The sequence below is a fragment of the Stutzerimonas stutzeri genome, from assembly GCF_024448935.1.
In the GTDB taxonomy this organism is placed as follows: domain Bacteria; phylum Pseudomonadota; class Gammaproteobacteria; order Pseudomonadales; family Pseudomonadaceae; genus Stutzerimonas; species Stutzerimonas stutzeri_AO.
Map to the genome: position 1 here is coordinate 29,627 of NZ_JAMOIE010000013.1, position 22,534 is coordinate 52,160.

The 22,534-nt window shown below is 60.6% G+C and carries 15 protein-coding genes and 3 pseudogenes; 15 read left to right on the forward strand and 3 right to left on the reverse strand.

What is annotated here, in order from left to right:
• Nucleotides 1–309 precede the first annotated feature (309 nt).
• The 10 genes from NA637_RS05865 to NA637_RS05910 all read left to right on the forward strand — a co-directional run bounded on the left by NA637_RS05865 (nt 310) and on the right by NA637_RS05910 (nt 14,212).
• Nucleotides 310–1,755 (forward strand): TldD/PmbA family protein, encoded by a 1,446-nt coding sequence (locus tag NA637_RS05865; protein ID WP_256071394.1) that lies wholly within the window; start codon nt 310–312, stop codon nt 1,753–1,755.
• Nucleotides 1,752–3,098, forward strand: a complete 1,347-nt coding sequence (locus NA637_RS05870; protein WP_256071395.1) for a metallopeptidase TldD-related protein — start codon at nt 1,752–1,754, stop codon at nt 3,096–3,098. Before NA637_RS05865 ends, NA637_RS05870 begins: the two co-directional genes overlap by 4 nt.
• Before the next feature lie 583 nt (nt 3,099–3,681).
• The gene (locus NA637_RS05875; protein WP_256071396.1) at nt 3,682–4,515 is read left to right on the forward strand and encodes an energy transducer TonB; all 834 of its coding nucleotides are present in this window, start codon (nt 3,682–3,684) and stop codon (nt 4,513–4,515) included.
• Nucleotides 4,516–4,558: 43 nt separating this feature from the next.
• Entirely contained in the window at nt 4,559–5,263 is a 705-nt protein-coding gene (locus tag NA637_RS05880; RefSeq protein WP_256071397.1) for a MotA/TolQ/ExbB proton channel family protein, read from the forward strand.
• Between the two features lies 1 nt (nt 5,264).
• Complete coding sequence (locus NA637_RS05885; RefSeq protein WP_256071398.1) at nt 5,265–5,666, forward strand: ExbD/TolR family protein; 402 nt, start codon at nt 5,265–5,267, stop codon at nt 5,664–5,666.
• Nucleotides 5,667–5,814: 148 nt separating this feature from the next.
• A complete protein-coding gene (locus tag NA637_RS05890) occupies nt 5,815–8,517 on the forward strand; it encodes a TonB-dependent receptor (RefSeq protein WP_256071399.1) in 2,703 nt (900 codons plus the stop codon).
• A gap of 88 nt (nt 8,518–8,605) precedes the next feature.
• On the forward strand, nt 8,606–10,504 hold the full coding sequence (locus NA637_RS05895; protein WP_256071400.1) for an extracellular solute-binding protein: 1,899 nt from the start codon (nt 8,606–8,608) through the stop codon (nt 10,502–10,504).
• Nucleotides 10,501–11,571: a microcin C ABC transporter permease YejB gene (locus NA637_RS05900; protein WP_256071401.1), complete on the forward strand. Its 1,071-nt coding sequence runs from the start codon at nt 10,501–10,503 to the stop codon at nt 11,569–11,571. The genes NA637_RS05895 and NA637_RS05900 overlap by 4 nt, the downstream gene beginning before the upstream one ends.
• Nucleotides 11,571–12,596, forward strand: coding sequence for an ABC transporter permease (locus NA637_RS05905; protein WP_256071402.1), 1,026 nt, complete (start codon nt 11,571–11,573; stop codon nt 12,594–12,596). Before NA637_RS05900 ends, NA637_RS05905 begins: the two co-directional genes overlap by 1 nt.
• The gene (locus NA637_RS05910) at nt 12,593–14,212 is read left to right on the forward strand and encodes an ABC transporter ATP-binding protein (RefSeq protein ID WP_256071403.1); all 1,620 of its coding nucleotides are present in this window, start codon (nt 12,593–12,595) and stop codon (nt 14,210–14,212) included. The genes NA637_RS05905 and NA637_RS05910 overlap by 4 nt, the downstream gene beginning before the upstream one ends.
• On the opposite strand, the pseudogene NA637_RS05915 reads toward NA637_RS05910, so the two are convergent.
• Nucleotides 14,193–14,780: pseudogene (locus NA637_RS05915) on the reverse strand (LysR substrate-binding domain-containing protein); the annotation flags it as partial. The gene NA637_RS05910 and the pseudogene NA637_RS05915 overlap by 20 nt on opposite strands.
• Nucleotides 14,781–14,989: 209 nt before the next feature.
• Between NA637_RS05915 and NA637_RS05920 the strand changes: the two are divergent.
• Nucleotides 14,990–16,207, forward strand: coding sequence for a CaiB/BaiF CoA transferase family protein (locus NA637_RS05920; protein WP_256071404.1), 1,218 nt, complete (start codon nt 14,990–14,992; stop codon nt 16,205–16,207).
• Here NA637_RS05920 and NA637_RS05925 read toward each other — a convergent pair.
• Nucleotides 16,205–16,826 (reverse strand): annotated as a pseudogene (locus NA637_RS05925) (IS5 family transposase); the annotation flags it as partial. The gene NA637_RS05920 and the pseudogene NA637_RS05925 overlap by 3 nt on opposite strands.
• Nucleotides 16,827–17,356: 530 nt before the next feature.
• Between NA637_RS05925 and NA637_RS05930 the strand changes: the two are divergent.
• From NA637_RS05930 to NA637_RS05945, 4 genes and pseudogenes are all read left to right on the forward strand, one after another.
• A pseudogene (locus NA637_RS05930) lies at nt 17,357–18,594 on the forward strand (OprD family porin).
• Between the two features lie 185 nt (nt 18,595–18,779).
• Nucleotides 18,780–20,495 carry a proline--tRNA ligase gene (locus NA637_RS05935; protein WP_256071405.1) on the forward strand — a complete coding sequence of 572 codons (1,716 nt, stop codon included), beginning with the start codon at nt 18,780–18,782 and terminating at the stop codon, nt 20,493–20,495.
• An 8-nt stretch (nt 20,496–20,503) separates the two neighbouring features.
• Entirely contained in the window at nt 20,504–21,451 is a 948-nt protein-coding gene (locus NA637_RS05940; protein WP_256071406.1) for a hypothetical protein, read from the forward strand.
• Between the two features lie 8 nt (nt 21,452–21,459).
• Entirely contained in the window at nt 21,460–22,032 is a 573-nt protein-coding gene (locus tag NA637_RS05945; protein WP_256071407.1) for a lytic transglycosylase domain-containing protein, read from the forward strand.
• A 27-nt stretch (nt 22,033–22,059) separates the two neighbouring features.
• Here the strand turns inward: NA637_RS05945 and NA637_RS05950 are convergent, their stop codons facing one another.
• Complete coding sequence (locus NA637_RS05950) at nt 22,060–22,521, reverse strand: TlpA family protein disulfide reductase (protein WP_256071408.1); 462 nt, start codon at nt 22,519–22,521, stop codon at nt 22,060–22,062.
• Between the last annotated feature and the right edge of the window lie 13 nt (nt 22,522–22,534).

Below are 22,534 nucleotides of genomic sequence, written 5' to 3' on the forward strand. Positions count from 1 at the left end.
GCCAGGTGCCCATGGCAGCTCTGCAAGCAGGGCTCAAGGTTACTAACTGAAGTCGACGTCCGTCCGCACTCTGCCCATCCCTGCTGCAAGCCTCGTCAGCCGGGCGGTCCGAACTGCCTGTGCTACGTCACATGAAGACCACCAATCATGCCTCGGAAATATTTTTTGGCCGCACCTGATTTCTGGCACAGATATCTCATACACATCGGACTTCAGCTACACCTCACCGAGCCTAAGCCGTCTATCAACGGCAGTGCCCGGGCGAAGATACGCAGCGCCAAAAGCGTTGCCCACGTTTGAGGAGCAAAAATGTTCGATGCGTTCGAATCTCTGAAGGCGCGCGTCAGCGCCCTTCGCAGCGAAGCGGATTTCTGGTCGCTGCGTCACGTCAAAAGCCAGACCGTCAATCTCGGCGTCACCAAGTCAACACCCCTCCCCTTGCAGACCGTCTTCGACGAAGGCGTCATGCTCACCGCGCAGGTCGGCGGTTTCGAAGCCTACGCGGCCACTTCCGACCTCAGTTCGGAAGGCCTTCAACGAACATTGGCGCAAGCTGAACGGCTCGCCAACGCCGCCGCAACCCATGCCCTGTCTTTCCCTGCCCAAATACGGAGCCGTGACGGCGAGCAGGCCGACTACATATCACTTGCCCACGACGAGGCTTTTCCACCGGTCAACCAGTGCCTGGAAATGCTGCTCGAGGAGTGCAACGCGGTACCGTCGGACGCAAGGATCGTCAATCGAGAAGCTTGTCTGAGCTGGGAAAATCGCGAGCAGCTGTTTTTCGACAGTGTCGGTTCGCAGCTAAGATTTGCTCAGCGCTTCGTCTACCCGGACATGCGGATTACCGCATACGACGGGCACGACAGCCAAATTCGCAGCCTCAGCGGCGGACATTTCGGCCAGCAGGGCGGCATCAGTGTGCTGGGCAACAGCGGATTTTTCGGCTCCGGTCCACGGCTGGCGGACGAGGCATTGCAACTGCTGATGGCACCGAACGCACCGAGTGGCCGGCGCCACCTGTTGCTGATGCCCGACCAGATGATCCTGCAGATTCACGAATCCATTGGTCATCCGCTGGAAATGGACCGCATTCTCGGCGACGAGCGCAACTATGCCGGCACCAGCTTCGTGAAACTGGAGGATTTCGGTCACTACCGCTATGGCTCGCCCCTGCTGAACGTCAGCTTCGATCCGCGTGTTCCGGAAGAATTGGCGAGCTACTCGCACGATGATGAAGGGACGCCGGCCGAAACAGCGTTGCTGATCGAAGGCGGCATTCTCAAGCGCCCGCTCGGCAGCTCACTTTCCACCCGCCGCAGCGGCGTCGAAGGCGTAGCCAACAGCCGTGCCTGCAGCTGGAACCGGCCCGCCATCGACCGGATGGCCAACCTCAACGTTGAACCCGGCGACCAAGGCCTGGAGCAGCTGATCGCGGGGATCCAGGACGGAATCCTCATGGCAGCGAATCGATCATGGTCGATCGACGATGCGCGCAACAAATTCCAGTTCGGTTGTGAATGGGGCCAGCTGATCGAGAACGGCGAACTGCGTGGGGTGGTCAAGAACCCGAACTATCGGGGTATCTCTTCGCAGTTCTGGCGCAATCTGGTTGCCGTCGGCAATCGCTCCACACGCCAGGTGCTGGGTACCGCAAACTGTGGCAAAGGAGAGCCGAACCAGGCCGTCCGGGTAGGGCACGCCTCGCCCGCCTGTGTATTCGCCGACATCGACATCTTTGGAGGCGCCCAATGATCGCGCTATCGAACACCACGCTGGCACGGGAGCACTTCCAGGGCATTCGCGAAACCTTGCGGCACCTGCTTTCGAGCAGCGAACACTTCAGCCTCTGGTACGTTGCCGAGGCATCGGATTTCGTGCGATTCAATCACGGCCGGGTCCGGCAGGCGGGTCAGGTCGGCCAGATCGAGGCCACCCTTTCGTTGGCCAACGACGGTCGGCACGCAAATGTACGATTGACGCTCCAGGGCGACTTGCTCCAGGACAAACCCAAGATAACGACCGCCGTTACCCGATTGCGAAGCATCATCGGTGGACTGCAGCCAGACCCTTACCTGCAGCTCAACAGCCATGGCTGGACCAACGAGTCCTCCAGCCTCCAACCGCTGCTGGAGCCCGGACAGGCTATCGATCAGATCGCCGCGGTCGTGGCGGGACGCGATCTGGTCGGGTTTTATGCCAGCGGACCGATCTATTACGGGTATGCCGACTCTGCCGATGCCTTCGGCTGGCATGCGGTCAGCCAGTCGACGTTTGAATGGAGCCTGTTCGATACCGCCGGACGAGCCGTGCGGGCCGAGGTAACAGGCCCCACCTGGGACCCCGCCGCATTCGAGACGCGCATGCAGCAGGCCGATCGCCATCTGCAAATGCTGGGCAAGCCGGTGCGCGTACTGCAACCGGGTGCCTATCGTGCCTACCTGGCACCTGCCGCCCTGGGCGAACTCCTGGGGTTGATCAGCAGGAGCGCGTTTTCCGCTAACGCCTTGCGAACTGCGAGCAGTCCACTGCAACAACTGTTCGTCGGGCAGCGATCGTTGAGCCCTCGGATGGGGTTGAGCGAACAGGTCAGCGGTTCGTTGTCGCCGGCATTCACTTGCGACGGGCGAATTCGCGACGATCTCCGCCTGATCGAGCACGGCAAGCTCGTCGGCGAGCTGGTCAGCGCACGCAGTGCCCGCGAATACGGCCTCATTGAAAACGGTAGCGAGCCGCGAGAAGTTCCCCGTTCGCTTTCCATGGATGCCGGCACCGTCAAGACCGGACAGGTGTTGACCGAGCTCGACACCGGCCTGTACATCGGCAACCTGTGGTACGTGAATCACTCCGACCTCTCCTCCGCCCGGCTCACGGGCATGACTCGCTATGCCACCTTCTGGGTCGAACAGGGGCGAATCGTGGCGCCCGTCGACACCATGCGCTTTGATGACAGCCTCTATCACTTTCTCGGCCAGCACCTACTGGGGCTGACCGAGGCGCGCGAGCTCCTTCCCAGCAATTCGACCTACGGGCGACGTAGCACCGAGTCGATGCTACTGCCCGGAGCGCTGACAGACCGGTTCGTCCTGACGCTCTGACGTTGCCGAACAAACATGATCTCCAATTAGCATGTACTAACCCTGGGCAATCGAAGCGGACGGGGTGCATCTCCCCCTTCTCAGTCAGCGAGAGCTTGCGCCAAAGTTATGTAAAAAGTGATCGCCATTACCCCAAAAGAGTAACTAGCAGCGGAGCGAGCTGGTTAACATACATAATTAAAAAGATCCGTTAATCGCATAAAGCACCATTATCGCTCACCGACATGACACCATGATCAATTTTTGCGCAAAGGTGCTTTACCAATTAATCTTTAAACGGAATCAAGGATCCTGCAATGACCGAACCGAGAATGTAACAAGCTGATTTTGTTGGTAAACGTACCTATAAATATCACGTAAGAAAATGGCATAAGGATTGCTTAGTTCGAAACGTCGTGTTTTGCAAATATTAATGCCATAACATCTGACATATCGATTTCAAACTGCATTCTGAGTTCAGCTTATATGGTCTATTGGGATTCCACCTGTAACCAGTATCGATTAGCCGCCGCGATCGGCGACTCAACCAGATCGGCCCGTGAGCCAAACGGCATTCCTTTTCCAAAAAAGGGGAGAGCCCTCAATGCGTAATGCAGTATTCAACAGTTTCAACATCAAGGGAGAGATACTGTCGACGCCTACTCATTCCAAATTCCGGCTCAATGAATCGTCACCGGCCATTCTCAACAAACGCAACATATGTCTGCTGGTTGGTGTCTCGCTAATCCTGCACGCTGGTGTCGCCTGGTTTCTGCTATCGGACCAACCGATCGAGGTACAGCCGCCGAAAGTGCCCGAGATGGTCATCGAGCTGAGCAGTCCCACGCCGCCAGCGCCCGACCCATCCGCACCGGAGCCACCTGCGCTTCCCGAGCCGCCACCTCCGCTTCCCGAGCCGCCGCCACCGGAGCCCGAGCCGGAACCCGAGCCCGAGCCGGAACCCGAACCTCCCGTACAGGAGGAGGCGGTCAAACCGCCTCCGAAGCCTGAGCCGCCGAAACCGAAACCGAAGCCGGCGGTTCCCAAGCTGGTATCCAAACCTGCGCCCAAGCCGGAGCCAAAAACGCAGCCCAAGCCACAGCCCGCGCCTGCTCCGCAACCGGCACCACCGGCACCACCGGCACCGCCCAGGGAAACGCCGGCGGTCTCGGGGCTGGCGAGCCTGGGCAACCCGCCGCCGGAATACCCATCACTGGCGCTGCGCAGGGGTTGGGAGGGAAGCGTAACGCTGCGCATCCGGGTACTGCCCAACGGCCGCGCGGGCAGCGTTGAGGTGACCAAATCCAGCGGCCGCAAGCAGCTCGACGAGGCTGCTGTGGCAACGGTCAAGGGGTGGAAATTCGTCCCGGCCAAGCGCGGCGATGTTGCCATCGAAGGCTTCGCCACCCAGACGATTGATTTCAAGTTGCCGCAATAAGGCGGGCAACCTCATTTGCTTAACTTAACGAGAGGGATACATCATGAACGAAACCGTTAATTCGTTGATTGTCCCAGGCGTCCTCTGGGGTCTGGTGCTCTTTTCCGTAGTGACCTGGGCCATCTGTTTGGTGAAACTGGCCCAGTCCATGAAAGCCGGGCGCCAGGACAAGCATTTTCGCGAGGCATTCTGGGGCGCTCCGGACCTACTGACCGCCGCCGAGCACGCGACCCAGTACCCCGGCCCGCTGGCGCGCATCGCCAACACCGGGTTCCTGGCCATGGCACCGGAAGAAAACCCCCGCAATACCATGCAGCTGGCGCAAAGCATCGACCGTGGCAACCGTCTCGAGCGCAACCTGCGCCAGCAAATACAGAAGGAGCGGCGCGCGCTCGAAGCCGGCCTGGCGGTGCTTGCCAGTATTGGCAGCACCTCTCCGTTCATCGGCCTGTTCGGCACCGTGTGGGGCATCATGGATGCGCTCACGATGATCGGCGTGACTGGCAATGCAGGCCTCGACACCGTCGCAGGCCCCATCGGCCATGCATTGGTCGCCACCGGTGTCGGTATCGCCGTCGCGGTCCCCGCGGTGCTGATCTACAACTATTTCCTACGCCGCTTGAAGCTGGCCGTCGCGCGCATGGACGACTTCGCCCATGACTTCGACAGCCTGGCGCAGCGCAGCGATTTCCTGCTGAGCCGCAAGCCAATTGCCCAAGCGAACAACGCCATGCGCGAGGCGAGCTGACATGTCCTTTTCGACTCAAGACAGCGACGAAGTTCTCAGCGAAATGAACGTCACCCCACTGGTTGACGTGATGCTCGTACTTCTCGTGGTGTTCATCGTGACCACTCCATTGATGACCAATGCAATCAAGGTCAACCTCCCCAAGACGGACGCGGTGGCGCCCGCGGAAATGAAAGATCCGCTGGTGGTCAGCGTCGATGCCGACGGCAGGCTCTATCTCGATGAAACAGAGATCGAACCCGACCAGCTGGAAGTGAATCTGCAGCAGGTCAAGGCGGGCGACCCTGAAGTCAAGGTGCAGTTGCGGGCCGACGAGAATGTCAATTACGGCCAGGTTGCGAAAGCCATGGCCTCCATCGAACGATCGGGAATCACCCGCATAGCGGTCATGACTTCCCGCTGAATTCCTGACGACAACCGTACCGCCGAGGCCTGAAACCCCCGGTGGAGGTGAAGTGTTGCCAGGTGAAAGGCCCGGGAAGGCAAAACCAGACCGGAGCAAATTGCAACTCAAAAGCCACGCCCAACGCATGAGATGGGGGAATGAGAAGATGACAAAGCACTGTAATAGTTTTGCTCGCAAATCCCTGGAGACAGCGATCACCCGTTACCGGTTCGTGCCTTTCTGGCTGCTGGCCTTCGCTGGCGCGCCGCAGGTCGGTGCCCAGGAGGTCAGCGAGGATATCGAACAACCGCAGGCCGCTGCCGTCGTACCGTCTGTGACCGAGCTGGAACGCATCGAGGTGACCGGCTCGGCCATCCGCCGAGCCGATGCCGAAACCGCCGTTCCGGTCACGATTCTGCGCACCGAGCAGTTGAGGGAGCAGGGTGTCACCACCACCCAGGAGCTGGTTAGCCGGATCGTCGGCAGTCAGACGACCACGACCGCAGCACAATCGGTGGGTTCAGGTACCGGCGGTGCCTCCTTCGCCGACATGCGCGGCATCGGCGCCAACAAGACGCTGGTGCTGCTCAACGGACGGCGCCTGGCGAACAATGCAATCGACGGCTCCGCGGTAGACCTCAACACCATTCCCTTTGCCGCGATCGACCGGGTGGAAATCCTACGCGACGGCGCTTCCGCGCTGTACGGCACCGATGCCATCGGCGGGGTCATCAACTTCATCACCAAGAAAAGCGTGACCGATGGCCAGCTCAGCTTCGGCTACAACTACCCCACCGAATCGGGCGGCGGTGAAAATCGCAACTACAGCGGCAGCTGGGGTTTCGGTGATCTCCAACAAGATCGCTTCAACGTCTTCGGCGTCGTGAACTATGACAAGCAAGCCAACCTCACCTCGATCGACCGCGACTTCGCAGAAGAATATGCGCCGGGCCGTGGTCTGAACGGCACTTCGGGCACAGCCTATCCGGGCAATTACACGCAGGGCCCGAATGCCACCAACCCCTTGGCAAACACGGGCTGCAACGGCCCGAACCTCGTCGCCAGCAATGGCCTGTGCCGGTTCACCACGCGCGAATACATCGACCTGATACCGGAAACCGAAAAGACCTCGGTCTTTTCCATGGCCACCTACCAACTGGCCGAGGATCACGACGTGAGCCTCGACTATTTCTGGGCACGCAACAACAACACTACGACGATCGCACCTTCGCTGTTGACCGGCGTGAACGTAGGGCCCGATACGCCTTTCTATCCCGGCAACGGCTCGACACCACTACCCACCAGCTTCGACCTGATCACTACCGAACCGGTCACCGTCGGCTGGCGCGAGACGGAAGCGGGCGGTCGTTTGCAGAAGGACCAGAACACAGGGCAACGCCTGCAAGTGGTGTTCGACGGCAACCTGGCCGGCGTCTGGGATTACAACGTCGGTGTCTCGTATAACGAGAACAAGGTAATCAGCTCGCTGCGCGGTGGTTACCTCAACGACATAGCGGTCGAGCAAGGCATCGAAAACGGCATCATCAACCCGTTCGGCCCGCAGACCCAGGAAGGGCTCGACCTGATCAACAGCATCGGCGTGAGCGGCGACTACATGACGGCGGTGGGCCGGGTAAAGACCGTCGATGGCCGCGTGGGCCGCGAAATCGGCGACTGGTTCGGTGCCGGCCCGGCAGCAATAGCCGTTGGCGGCGAGTTCAGGAAGGAGGATTTCCACGCCGCCTATGACACTGACATTACCTCGCTGGTGGGCAGTCTCGGTGTCTCCGGCGACCCGACCGTCAGCGGCGACCGCGACGTGGAGGGCCAGTACGCCGAGCTGAACGTGCCGGTGTTCGACAGCCTGGAACTGACCGCCGCGATTCGCCACGACAAATACAGCGATGTCGGCAGTACCACCAATCCTAAATACTCGTTCCGCTACCAACCACTGCGAGCATTGGTGATTCGTGGCGCTTACAGCGAAGGTTTCCGGGCACCCTCCCTGTATGAACTCCACGATCCCACCTACATCACCTACAGCGCCGGCAGCTACAACGATCCGGTCCTCTGCCCGGGCGGCACGCCGAGCAACGGCGGCGTGGCCAACCGTGACTGCGACCAGCAGGTGCTCAATGAAACCGGCGGCAACACCGAACTGGAACCCGAGACAGCGCGCAACACGACCTTTGGCTTCGTCTATCAGCCGCTTAGAAACCTGTCGGTGGCCGTCGACCTGTGGTGGATTGACATTTCCGGGCAAATCGCCGAGTTCCCGGAAACCACGATCTTCCAGAACCAGGACCTCTACTCCGACCGCATCGTGCGGGGACCCAATGGCTCTATCGATCACATCGTCACCGGCCTGTCGAACCAGGGCAACGTGAAGACCAGCGGCGTCGATCTCTCCTTCGACTACCTGTTCCCGACCAGTGCCTATGGCCAGTTCGGACTGTCCATGCAGGGCACCTACGTGACCCGCTACGACTACCAACAGGAAGCCGACGGCCCGTACATCGACAACGTCGGCGATTTCCAGGGCAATGGCGTCATCTTCCGATGGAAGCATAACCTCGTCGGCACCTGGAACTACGGGCCGTACCGCGCCGCGGTGACCAACCGCTACATGTCCGGCTATAACGATTACGATACCGAGGGAAACCCGGACGTTTCGTCATACATGCTATGGGACCTCTCGACGGGCTATAACTGGCGCGACATGCTCGACCTGGATCTCGGCATTAAAAACCTGTTCGATCGCGACCCGCCGTTCACCAACCAGGCGGTGACCTTCCAGAGCGGTTACGACCCTCGCTATACCGACCCGCTGGGAAGGACGCTCTACACCCGCATGACCTATCGCTTCTGAGTGAACCGGCCTCCGCCTGGATGCGGGGCCGGCTTTGACTGACACAAGGCATGACTCCGGACTACGCCACCGATCGCCTGACGAGAAGATGCCCTTGAACGTTTCATGCTTGCTCCACGACTGCTTTCCCGGGCGCCGCCTGCTATGCCCGCTGGTGCTCATCTTGCTGGCCGGCATCACCGACCTGGCCCTCGCAGAGCCCGCGGTCTCCATGACGGTCTATGGCGAGCCGCCAAAGTACGCGGCGGACTTCCAGCACTTCGACTATGTGAACCCGGACGCCCCGAAAGGCGGCAGCCTGCATCGCTCATCGCAGGAAACCGACCTGTTCACATACCTGCTGCCCTATGTCGACAAGGCCACAGGGGTCTCGCAGCTCGATACCTGGGTCTTCGAGCCGCTGGCCTACCGTTCGCTGGACGAGCCCTACAGCATTTACGCACTGGTGGCGGAAACGATGGAGCGCGATCCGGACAACGGCTGGGTACGCTTCTTCATCAACCCCAAGGCACGCTTCCATGACGGTCAGCCGATCACCGCGGCGGACGTCAAGTTCACCTTCGAGACGCTGATGAGCAAGGGCTCGCTGAGCTATCGCCTGTTCTACGGATACGTCGATCGGGCGGTCATCGAAGGCCCGCTCACAATCCGCTTCGATTTCAAGGAAGGCGCCAATCGCACATTACCGCTGGACCTGGCGAGCATGCGGATACTGCCCGAACACTGGTGGAAGGACCGCGACTTCGCCAACGGCAGCGGTTACGAGCCGCCGCTGGGCAGTGGCCCCTACCGGGTCAGCAAGGTCGAACCCGGGCGCAGCGTCACCTTCCAGCGCGTCAAAGACTGGTGGGCCAAAGACCTGCCGGTCAACCGCGGCCTCTATAACTTCGATGAGCTCAGGGTGAATTTTTACGCCGACACCGACGTCGCCCGACAATTGCTGATCGCCGGTGCCTACGATTACAACCGCGAATATTCCGCGACTGGATTCGCCATCCGCTACGACAGCCCGGCGTTGCGCGACGGACGACTGCAAAAGGTCATTCTGGCCAAGGGCAAACCCACCGCTCCCCAAGGCTTCGCCTTCAACTTGCTCAATCCGATATTCCAGGACCGCCGTGTGCGCCAGGCACTGACCTTGCTCTGGGACTTCGAATGGACTAACCGGCAGATGATGCGCAGTTTCTACACGCGCCAGCACAGTTACTTCCCCAATAGCGAAATGGCCGCCACGCAACTGCCGACGCCGGAAGAACTGGCGATTCTGGAACCACTGCGCGGGCAGATCCCGGACGAAGTCTTCAGCCGGGTCTACCGGGCTCCGACCACCGACGGCAGCGGATTCATCCGCGACAAGCAGCTCGAGGCCTTGAAGCTGCTGCAGGCCGCTGGCTGGCGGCCGAAAGGTGACAGGTTGGTCAACGCGGACGAAGAACCTCTGGAATTCACTTTCCTGGATGGTCAAGGGTTCGATCGCATGCTGCTACCCTACAAGCGCACCCTGGCACAGATCGGCATCACTTTGAATCTGCGCCGCGTGGACACCTCGCAGTACATCAGCCGGGTCAACGGCCGCGATTACGACATGATCGTCAGCGGCTTCCCGCGCAGCGGCATCCCCAACCCTTCGCCCGGCAGCGACCTCTACGACATGTACGGATCAAGCAGCGCCACCGCCGTGGGCAGCTCCAACGCCATGGCCCTGCAGGACCCCGCCGTGGACAGGCTGATCGCCGGTGTGGTCGATGCCACTAGCCGCGAGGACATGATCTTGCAAGCCCGCGCGCTGGACCGTGTGCTGCAATGGAGCTACCTGATGATTCCAAACTACTACTCCGACGGAACGCCCATCGTGCACTGGAACCGCTTCGGCCGGCCGAAAACCCAGCCCCGCTATGACGTAGGCCTGGAAACCTGGTGGGAAGTGAGCCCCACGGCACTTACCAACGAGCAGATGACCAAACGCCTGAAGGATTCCGCGCCATGATCAGCTATCTACTGCGACGGTTGCTGCTGGTCGTGCCGACGCTGCTATGCATCATCGTGATCAATTTCATTATCGTGCAAGCGGCGCCGGGCGGCCCAGTCGAGCAGGCCATGGCCCGCATGCAGGGTTTCGGGGGCGCGGGCGTCGGCCAGGCGGCCCGCGAAACCGGCGCCGTCGCCTCTGGGGGCAGCCGCGCCAGCCGTGGGCTGGACCCCGAGCTGATAAAAGAGCTGGAGCGCCAGTACGGCTTCGACAAGCCGCCGGAGGAACGGCTTTGGATCATGCTGAAAAACTACGCAACCCTAGATTTCGGCAACAGCTTCTTCCGCGGCGCTAAGGTCACCGACCTAATTCTGGAAAAGCTGCCGGTATCCCTCTCGCTGGGCCTCTGCGCCACGCTCATCACCTATCTGCTGTCCATTCCGCTGGGCATCCGCAAGGCCGTTCGGCATGGCAGCGCCTTTGATGTCTGGAGCAGCACCTTGGTCATCGTGGGGCATGCGGTGCCTGCCTTCCTGTTCGCCATGCTGCTGCTGATGATTTTTGCCGGCGGCCAGTATCTCAGCTGGTTCCCGGCCGTCGGCCTGACCTCCGAGCACTTCGACGAGCTGACCCTCGCGGGCAAGCTCATCGACTACCTATGGCACCTCGTATTGCCGGTGACGGCCCTGGTGATCGGCGGCTTCGCTACGCTGACCATCCTCACCAAGAACAGCTTTCTCAATGAGATCAGCCGCCAGTACGTGGTCACCGCCAGAGCCAAGGGGCTCACCGAGCGGGCGGTTCTCTACCGCCACGTGTTTCGCAACGCGATCCTGCTCGTCGTAGCCGGCCTGCCTACGGCGCTGATCGAAGTGTTCTTCGCCGGCTCGCTGTTGATCGAGGTGATCTTCTCGCTCGATGGGCTGGGCCGAATGAGTTACGAAGCCGCGCTGTACCGCGACTATCCCGTGGTGTTCGGGGCGCTGTTCATCTTCACCCTGTTCGGGCTGCTGGTGAAAATCCTCGGCGATCTCAGCTACACCCTCATCGATCCACGTATCGCCTTTTCGGCGAGGACTGTCTGATGCTCGCCCTCTCCCCCATCAATCGCCGCCGACTGCAGCGCTTCAAAGCCAACCGCCGCGGCTGGTGGTCGCTCTGGCTGTTCATCGCGTTACTTAACGTCTGCCTATGCGGCGAGCTGATCGCCAACGACAAACCGCTGATCGTCAGTCACCAGGGCAACCTTTATTTCCCGGTCTTCAAGCAATATCCGGAGACCGAGTTCGGCGGTCAGTTTCCCTTTCCGCCGGACTACCGCAGCGAGTACGTTCGCCATCTCATCGAGGATGACGGCGGCTGGATGCTGTTCCCGCCGATCCCGTTCAACTTCGACACGGTGAACTACGACCTCACGGCGCCCTCGCCGAGTCCGCCCTCGCCGGAGAACTGGCTAGGCACCGATGAGCAGGCTCGCGATGTACTTGCTCGCCTGCTTTACGGCGCGCGCGTATCGATCCTTTTCGCCCTCGCGCTGACCTTCATCAGCGTCATCATCGGCGTGACCGCTGGCGCGCTACAGGGCTACTACGGCGGCAAGATCGATCTGTTCGGCCAACGCTTGCTGGAAATCTGGTCGGGTTTGCCGGTGCTCTATCTGCTGATCATCCTCTCCGGCTTCGTCGAACCCGGCTTCTGGTGGCTGCTGGGCATCATGGCGCTGTTCTCCTGGATAGTGCTGGTGGATGTAGTGCGTGCCGAATTCCTCCGCGGGCGAACCCTGGAATACGTGAAGGCGGCACGGGCCTTGGGGCTTTCCGACCGGATGGTCATGTGGCGGCATATCCTGCCCAATGCGATGACTTCCACCATGACCTTCATCCCCTTCATCGTCACCGGGGCCATCACAACCCTGACGGCGCTGGATTTCCTGGGCTTCGGCATGCCGCCGGGCACGGCCTCGCTGGGCGAGCTCATCGCCCAGGCCAAACGCAATCTGCAAGCCGCCTGGCTGGGCCTGACCGCCTTCGCCGCGCTGGCAATCATCCTCAGCCTGCTGGTGTTCATCGGCGAGGCCGCGCGCGACGCCCTTGATCCGAGGTCCGCATGAACCGTGACAGTTTCGTTGAAATTCGCAACCTGAGGATTGCCTTCTCCGGCCAGGAAGTGGTGCACGGCATCGACCTTGACATCCGGCGCGGCGAATGCCTCGCGCTGGTCGGCGAGTCGGGCTCCGGCAAGTCGGTCACCGCCCATTCGCTGCTGCGCCTGTTGCCCGCCGGCGTCACCCAGACCTCCGGAACGATCCGCTATGCCGGGGAAAACCTGCTCAGCGCGCCAGAAAAACGCCTGCGCGAGCTGCGCGGCAACCGCATCGCGATGATCTTTCAGGAACCCATGACGTCGCTGAATCCGCTCCACACCGTCGAGCGGCAGATCGGCGAAATCCTGTCACTGCACAAGGGTCTGACCGGGAAGGTCGCACGGGCGCGCACCCTGGAACTGCTGGAACTGGTAGGCATTCGCGAGCCGATGTCGCGGCTGAAGGCCTATCCCCACCAGCTCTCTGGCGGCCAGCGTCAGCGGGTGATGATCGCCATGGCGCTGGCCAACGAGCCGGAGCTGCTGATCGCCGACGAACCGACGACGGCGCTGGACGTTACCGTGCAGGAGACCATTCTGCTGTTGCTCAAGGAATTGCAGGCGCGCCTGGGGATGTCGCTGCTGCTAATTAGCCACGATCTGAATCTGGTCAGCAGGATCGCTCAGCGTGTCTGTGTGATGCGCCACGGCAGCCTGGTCGAGGAAAACGATTGCAGCAGCCTGTTCGCCTCGCCGCGACACCCCTATACCCGGCTATTGCTCGACGCCGAACCGTCCGGCGACCCGCTGCCTTCGTGCAGTGATGAAACCTTGATCCGGAGCCGCGACCTGCGTGTCTGGTTTCCATTGCCCAGGCCGCTGCTCAGCCGTCAACGACACTACGTTAAGGCGGTTGACGGCATCAGCTTCGAACTCAAGCGCGGACGCACCCTGGGCATCGTCGGCGAATCCGGGTCGGGCAAATCGACCTTTGGCCAGGCATTGCTGCGTCTGGTGAACTCCGAGGGGGAAATCCGCTTCGGCGGCCACCGGCTCGACGGGCTCGACGCAAAGGCCATGCGTCCCCACCGCCGGCATTTGCAAGCGGTGTTCCAGGATCCCTTCGGCAGCCTCAGCCCACGAATGACCGTCGAGCAGATCATCCGCGAGGGTCTGGACGTTCACCGCATCGGAACCCCGATCGAGCGAGAGGCCGCCGTCATCCGCGTGATGCAGGAGGTCGGCGTCGATCCGGAGACGCGTCACCGCTATCCCCATGAATTCTCCGGAGGACAACGCCAGCGGATTTCCATTGCCCGCGCGCTGGTGCTTCAGCCCGAAGTGATCCTGCTCGACGAACCCACTTCGGCGCTCGACCGTACCGTGCAAAAGCAGATCGTCGATCTGTTGCGCAACCTACAGGCCGTGCATGGGCTGACCTATCTGTTCATCAGCCACGACCTGGCGGTGGTCCGAGCGCTGGCGCACGACCTGATGGTCATCAAGGATGGACAGATCGTGGAGCAGGGCGAGGCAGGACAGATCTTCCGCAGGCCAGAGCACCCCTACACGCAGGAACTGTTGCGCGCCTCCGGATTCGCCCAATCGGAACGACGCCAGGCACTCAGCAGGGCAGCCATTTGAAACACGGGCGCGGCGATACAGACACGGGAGATGCCCGGAACGGCAGCCCTAACGGGTCGCGGCCGGCAGCAGCCTGATCACCGCGCGGGTACTGCTCACTCGCGGGCCAGTCGACTCCCGGCACCACGAGCAAGCCTGGTTGCCCAGCACCTGCTACTGCTGGCCGGGCACCGATCCCCATACCGGTATGAATCATGCGGCAGATGGCCTCGAAGCTACGCCCTTGAATGCGCAAACGCAGCGGCGTGCCCATTTGCTGTGTTGACTGCTGTAACAACGCATACAGCGAAGCATCCTGCTGCAAGCCGATGAAGTCGAAGCCGGCAGCATGGCGTAGGGCGATGCGCTTCAACGTTGCCAGTGGATGTTCCCGCGGCGTGACCAGCACCAGGCTGTCTCCGCGATAGCTGAACACCTGGAGTCGTCGGCCGGTATATGCCCGACGAAAATGCCGATATCGGTAAGGCCTTCACGCAACGCACGCAACCTATCCACACTGACGCGCTCCTCCCAGGTCGATCTTCACCTCCGGATGCAGACGAGCGAATGCGCTAAGGTCTTCCGGCAAGGGAACAGGGTAACGAAATCGACACGCCGCATGGCTGGCTCTCGTATTCGCTAGTGACGAAGCGATTACGATAAACCGGCATGCATAGGAAGACATCCCATCATTTGCCTTCGCGCTCTACGAAACCAGCCTTGGCTATTCGATAATTGTTCACGACCAGGTGCTCGGTGCATCCCGCACACCTGAATCGACCCGGCACAGGTGTTGTGATGAACGAACAGAATGGAAACCGCTTGCCGTTGCAGGGCATCAAAGTCATCGAGATGGGCCAACTGATCGCCGGCCCCTTCGCCAGCAAGATGCTTGGCGAGTTTGGCGCCGAGGTGATAAAGATCGAGCCGCCGGGTGTCGGTGATCCACTACGCAAGTGGCGCAAGCTCAAAGAGGGCACCTCGCTCTGGTGGCACGTTCAGTCGCGCAACAAACAGTCCGTCACGCTTGATTTGAAAGCTGCCGAAGGCCAGCAGATCGTTCGCCAACTGGTGGCTGAAGCCGATGTGCTGGTCGAAAACTTCCGGCCGGGCACGCTCGAAGCCTGGGGCCTGGGCTGGGACGAACTGTCGACGCTCAACCCGCGCCTGATCATGCTGCGCATCTCCGGCTACGGTCAGACCGGCCCCTACCGTGACTTACCCGGCTTTGGCGTGATCGGCGAAGCCATGGGCGGGTTGCGCCACCTGTCGGGCTATCCGGGTCAGCCGCCGGTACGGGTGGGCGTGAGCATTGGTGACTCGCTTTCCTCGCTATATGGCGTCATCGGTGTGCTGCTCGCCTTGCAGGAGCGCAACCGCAGCGGCAAGGGCCAGGAAATCGATGTGGCGTTGTACGAATCGGTGTTCGCCATGATGGAAAGCCTGGTGCCCGAATACGATGCCTTTGGCTACATCCGCGAGCCGGCCGGCAGCGCACTGCCCGGTATTACGCCGTCCAACTCCTATCTGTGCAGCGACGGCGCCTATGTGCTGATCGCCGGCAATGGCGACAGCATTTACAAACGGCTGATGAGGCTGATGGGCCGCCAGGACCTCGCCGATGATCCACGTTTCGCGCATAACGACGGCCGTGCCCAGCATGCCGAGCTGATCGACGCCGCCATCGGGGCATGGACCGTTCAGCACAGTCGCGACGAGGTCATCGAGGTGTTGAAGGAGGCGCGCGTCCCGGCCGGCTATCCGTACACCGCCGCGGATATCGTAAAAGACCCACATTATCTGGCCCGGCAAATGATCGAGCAGGTCCAGACGTCTGCCGGACCGCTCAAGGTTCCGGGCGTACTCCCCAAACTCAGCCGCACCCCGGGCCGCATTGGCGCCGGCGGCCCCCAGCTGGGCGAGCACACTGAAGACGTCCTGGCCGGGCTTGGCCTGACCGAAGCACAGGTCCGGGGGCTGAAAGTGGCGTTATTTGATTGGCTGCGGCCATCATAGATATCTGTCGACTTGGGTGACATCCGCCACGCCGACCGCCGTGACCACTACGCTGTATACCAAGCCCGACTCATCGTCGACGCCGATGCGCGCCTTGACGCCGAGGCAATACTGGTTGCCCTTCCTGGTCTGGTGCATCTCCGGATCGCGCTTGCCGTCCTTGTTCTTGACGGAGCTCGGCGGATTAATCAGCGTGGCGTCGACAATCGTGCCCTGACGCAACGACAGGCCGCGGTCACCTGGATAGCCGTTGATCACCGCCAGCATGCCAGCAGCCAACTCGTGTTTCTCCAGCAGGTGCCGAAAGTCGAGGACGGTCGTTTCGTCAGCTATGCGCTCCAGACTCAGCCCTGCAAACTGGCGAAGGATCGTGGCCTCTTACAGCGCCTCTTCCATGGCCGGGTCGCTATAGCCAGCCGAACCAGTTCTGCATCAGATGACCCGCAGCCTCGTCATCAGCGGATAAGCCGGACGGTCACCCTTGGGGGTAATGGGGCTCGATCAACGCAATCGAACCCTTCCACGGCACCAGCTGATCCCCGCCGATCAGGAACAACTCCTTGTGGGTCTGCTTGCGCTTGCCGGCGTACTCGGCGTCGGCGCAGGTGATCTGCTTCATTTGGAAACCGGCGGGTGGGGTCAGGCTATTTTGCCAGCTCGGGAAGTCTTCTTCAGTTTCCTTAAGGGTAATGGTGTTCGCGGTTTTTTAAGATGTGGCAGCAGCGAAGCCGTGCCTGAACGTTTGCGGCAGGATGCCCGAGCTATCGAAAGCGCTCAGCAGGGCGACTTGCACCAGTTCGGTGCCTGCACGTCCGCGTCGAGCCCCGCTTTAGCGCGAGCGAGACCAGGCATCGTCACGAATACCCGCCAACAATCGCCCGATGGATTTTGTGCACGGTTATTGCTTTGGACAAAAAAGCTGCATGACCGGGGGAAGAAATCGTAAGCTGAGTTAAGCTTGCCCGCGCCAGTTTACCCAGCTACACAGTAATTCTCGGAAGTACATTCCAGGCTCGCTGCAGGTCACGACCCGCCAGACAAACGAAGGACTCAATTGAGCTTGTATACCGAAAATAAAGATGCCTCTTTCCGGCGCACCTAGACACGCAGGAAAGCAAGCACCAATTTGAAACCAAAGGAGCAATCACGATGAAAGTGATGAAGTGGAGCGCTATCGCCATGGCCGTTGCGGCCGGTACCTCGCAGTTGGCATTCGCCAGTGCCCAATCAGAATCGAACGGGTTCGTGGAAGATGCCAGCCTGGATCTGTTGCTGCGTAATACCTACTGGAACCGCGACCATGCGGATGGTGCGGATGACGTGGACACGTGGGCCCAGGGGTTCATTCTGACCTTTGACTCCGGCTTTACTCAGGGCCCGGTAGGCTTCGGTGTTGACGCTTTCGGATTGCTGGGCGTGAGACTTGACGGTGGCCAAGGTGACATGTTCCCCCGAGACGGCGACAAGTGGGCAGACGATCTTTCCCAAGCCGGCGCAGCCGTCAAGGCCCGCTTCTCCAACACCGTAGTCAAGTATGGCAACCAATTCACATCCCTACCGGTATTGGCATCGGATGACTCCCGCCTGCTGCCGGAGTCATTTACCGGCACCATGATTACCAGTAGCGAGATCGAAGGACTCGAACTCAACGCCGGCCACTTCACCGCCGACAGCCCGATGGGCTCGGCCGCGCACGATGACGTTGAGCTGAAAAGTATTGACGTCATTGGCGGTACCTATGCTCTCAATGACAACCTGAGCGCCTCCCTGTATTTCTCCGACGTGGAAGACACATACGAAAAGAAATACGCCAACGTCAATTACGTGATGCCGCTGACTGAGGATCAGTCTCTGACTTTCGATCTCAACTACTACAAAACGGACGATATCGACCAAAGCTTCAGCGAAGACGGATCAGAAGTAGATGACAACACCATCTGGAGTCTCTCGGCTAAATATGCCATCGGTAGCCACGCATTTATCCTGGCCACCAGCGAGTCAGCGGTGACACCGGTTACCTGTACGACAATGGCGATGGCGGCGGCAGCATCTGGGTAGCCAACTCCTTCCTCTCCGATTTCAACTTCAAGGACGAGCGCTCTTGGCAGGCCAGCTATGAGCTGGACTTCACCGGTTATGGCGTTCCCGGTCTGGCATGGAAAACCGCTTACCTTCGTGGCGATAACATCGACGCGGAATACTATGGCGGCGAAGGCGAAGCTACCGAGCGCGAAATCTTCAACCAGGTTTCCTATACCTTCCAGGATGGCGCAGCCAAGGACTTGACTCTCAGAGCTCGTAACTCGATCCTGAGAACGAACAACCCTGCCTGGAACGACATTAATGAATGGCGTCTCTACGCTATCTACCCGCTGAGCATCCTGTAACGCTTCGCGGTTACGTGTGAAAGAAACCCGGTCTTCAGCCGGGTTTCTTTTTTGAGCGTTTGAATAGCTGAAACCACAGCATTTCCTTATCGGCCGGTTGGCCGTGCCCGCAACCTGTACGCAACTTCACCGCAGCCGTACAATGCCGAGCCATATCATCGCTCTGCAAGGACACAACGGCCCACATGCGCACCAGTCAGTTCCTGCTCTCGACCCTCAAAGAAACGCCTTCCGATGCGGTAGTCATCAGCCACCAGCTGATGCTGCGTGCCGGGATGATCCGCAAGCTGGCTTCTGGCCTATATACCTGGTTGCCGATGGGCCTTCGGGCCCTGCGCAAGGCCGAAGCGATCGTTCGCGACGAGATGAACAAGGCTGGCGCGCTGGAAGTCCTGATGCCCGCGATTCAGCCTGCCGAGCTCTGGCAGGAGTCGGGACGCTGGGAGCAATACGGCCCCGAACTGCTGCGCCTGAAGGACCGCCATGACCGCGAATTCTGCGTCGGCCCGACCCATGAGGAAGTCATTACCGACCTGGCGCGCAACGAGCTCAACAGCTACAAGCAGTTGCCGATCAACTTCTTCCAGATCCAGACCAAATTCCGTGACGAGATCCGTCCGCGTTTCGGCCTGATGCGCGGGCGCGAGTTCACCATGAAGGACGCCTACTCCTTTCATGTGGACCAGCAGTCGCTGCAGCAAACCTACGACCGCATGCACCAGGCGTACTGCAACATCTTTACCCGCCTGGGGCTGAATTTCCGCCCGGTTCAGGCCGACACCGGGTCGATCGGTGGTACCGGCTCACACGAGTTCCACGTGCTTGCCGAGTCCGGCGAAGATGATATCGCCTTCAGTGACAGTTCCGACTACGCCGCTAACATCGAGAAAGCAGAGGCCATTCCGCGTGAAACCGAGCGCGGCGCCCCCAGCGAAGAGCTGCGACTGATCGACACGCCGAACTGCAAGACGATTGCCGCACTGGTCGAGCAGTTCCAGCTACCTATCGAGAAAACAATCAAGACGCTGGTCGTGCGCGGCACAGAAAAAGGTCAACTGGTCGCGCTGGTCATACGCGGGGATCACGAGCTCAATGAGATCAAGGCGGCCAATCTGGCCCAGGTCGAGAGCCCGCTGATGTTCGCCAGCGACGAAGAAATACGTTCAGCCATCGGCGCAGGCCCCGGCTCCCTGGGTCCGTTGAATTTGCCTATCACCTGTGTGATTGATCGTTCGGTCGCGCTGATGAGCGACTTCGCTGCCGGCGCCAACCAGGATGGCAAGCACTACTTCGGCATCAACTGGGAGCGCGATGTGCCGCTTGCGCAAGTATCCGACTTGCGCAATGTTGTCGCGGGTGACCCAAGCCCAGATGGCGTCGGCAGGCTGATCATCAAGCGCGGCATCGAAGTCGGGCACATCTTCCAGCTGGGTACCAAGTACAGCCAGGCGATGAACTGCAGCGTGATGGGTGAAAATGGCAAGCCTGTTATCCTGGCCATGGGCTGCTACGGCATCGGCGTGTCACGTGTCGTCGCAGCCGCCATCGAGCAGAACTACGATGAGCGCGGCATTCTCTGGCCCGAGGCGCTCGCCCCGTTCCAGATCGCGCTGGTCCCGATGAAGTACGAAAACCAGGCCGTCCGCGATGCAACCGATAAGCTCTACGCGGAACTCACCGCTGCCGGCTACGACGTTCTCCTCGACGACCGTGACAAAAAGACCAGTCCAGGCGTCAAATTTGCCGATATGGAGTTGGTGGGCATACCGCATCGCATCGTTGTAGGCGACCGCGGGCTCGCCGATGGCACGCTGGAATACAAGCATCGCCGCGATGCCGAAAGCCAGGCCATCCCTGCTGCCGACATCCTCGAATTCATCAATTCCCGCGCCAGCCGCTGACAGAAATCATGCTCAACCGAAGTGCTTCAACTTGCGCCATGCTCTGCATGGCGCTTTTTGTGGGTGGCTGCGCCAATCAGCTGCCTCAACGTAGCGAACAAGAAGCCCGTACCGAACGCAGACTGCTCGACCACAGTCTGCGCATCGAGGTGGGCGCGCCATTGCTCGAGCTGCCGCAGCGGCGTATCCGCATACTCGACCAGAAGACCTTCGAAGTCACCGACTTCGAGGTGACCCGCCGCTATGATCGCTATACACCCTATCAGCCCTGGCGCGAGCTATACGAGATTCCGCTGGGCGCTGTTGCGGTGGTCGCAGGTATTGGCGCCAATGTGCTCAACGTCGTGTTGCTCGGCAACCTGCCGGAAAGCGCCACTCGCGACTGGATCAGCTATGGTTTTGCGGGCCTCAATCCGTTCGTCAATGTTGAGTCCAACGGCCGTTCGCAGCAGAACCTTGCCAGCCTCGACGAACAGCGACGCGACGCCCGGCTCGAGTACTCCAGCCTGCCTTGGGCTGAGCGCTCGGTGGAGGTCGTTGCGGCCAACGAGACGCACGAACTGAGCACCGATCGCAACGGCGTGCTGCGCCTGAATCTACTTGATGGCCCCTTCGCCGATCAGGACATCAGCCAGGTAGGCAAGCTTCAGCTACGGGTCGAAGACCCGCAGGACGGTACCCGGGCTGACGCCACGCTTCTTGTCAGTCGCGCCTTGCGTGGCAAGCTTCTCGAAGCGCACGACCTGATCTTCGATGACCTCGAAGGTGACGATGTCAATCAATGGGTGCATCGCGTCAAGCGGCTTTCAGAGCTTGGTCTCGAGGAGGAAGCCAGCGAGCTTGAACAGAGCTTGATTGAGCTGACCCGCAACGACCCGGATTTGCAGCAGGCGTTTCTCCGGAGCCTGATGCAGGATGCCGGTCGCCAGGCACACGATCCAGGCGAAGGCGACTAGGCCGCGTCATGAGGCCGCTCCGACTCCTGTGGCTGTTAATGCTGGTCGTTGCCTGGCCAGTCCCTGCGACTGTTCGCCAGGCACCGGAGCCGGAGCTTCGCGAACTGATGCAGCGCACCGTGGCAGAAGCTGAGAGCTTTCAGGATCGCTTTGACGCAGAAGTCTGGCTGCTCGACATGTCGACCCGCCTCAAGCGCTACGTTCCCGACCCGCAGGCGCGGCTGACATTACTGCGGTTGGTTCATCAGGAGGCCAGCAAAGCAGGGCTCAAGCCAGACATTGTGCTGGCATTGATCCATGCGGAAAGTCACTTCGATCGTTTCGCCATCTCCAGCGTCGGCGCGCAAGGCATGATGCAGGTGATGCCCTTCTGGAAAGCCGAACTGGGCCGGCCGCAAGACAATCTGACCGACAACGCCACCAACCTTCGCTACGGCTGCACCATCCTCAGCTACTACCTGAAGAAGGAAAACGGTGACATCAACCGAGCGCTGGCACGCTATAACGGCAGCCTCGGCAAACAGCACTATCCAGCAAGGGTCATCGGCTTCTGGCAGGATTTCTGGTACGTCAAGCCTTGACGACGGGCGCCAGCGCCCGCATTGCCGCTACCCTCCGCTGCGTAGTTTATCCAGCCTGGCGAGCAGCCCTTCCGCCGTTTGCTCGCCCACCAGACTTTCGCGGACCACGCCGCCAGCATCGACGATATAGGTCACCGGCAAGACTGCACTGCGCGGCAGGCCCAACCGCTCCGCCGGATCGACGCTGAGTACCCTGAAATTGATGTTCAACTGCTTGGCCGCAGCGACCAGCTCGTCGCCTTGCAGCCCGTCGAAATTCACGCCCAGCACCGTGATGTCGTCCCGCGATTGGTCCAGTGCGTTCAGTTCGGGAATTTCGGTTCGGCAAGGGCCGCACCATTCGGCCCAGTAATTGATCAGCAGCCACTGCCCGTCGAGCTGCTGCGCCGTGACATTCGCACCGTGCTGGTCCGCCCCCCAATCCTCACCACAGCCCACCAGCATCAGGCAGGCGAAGGCACCGAGCAATCCGCTGAGTCCTCTGTTCATTTTCGTTTTCCTT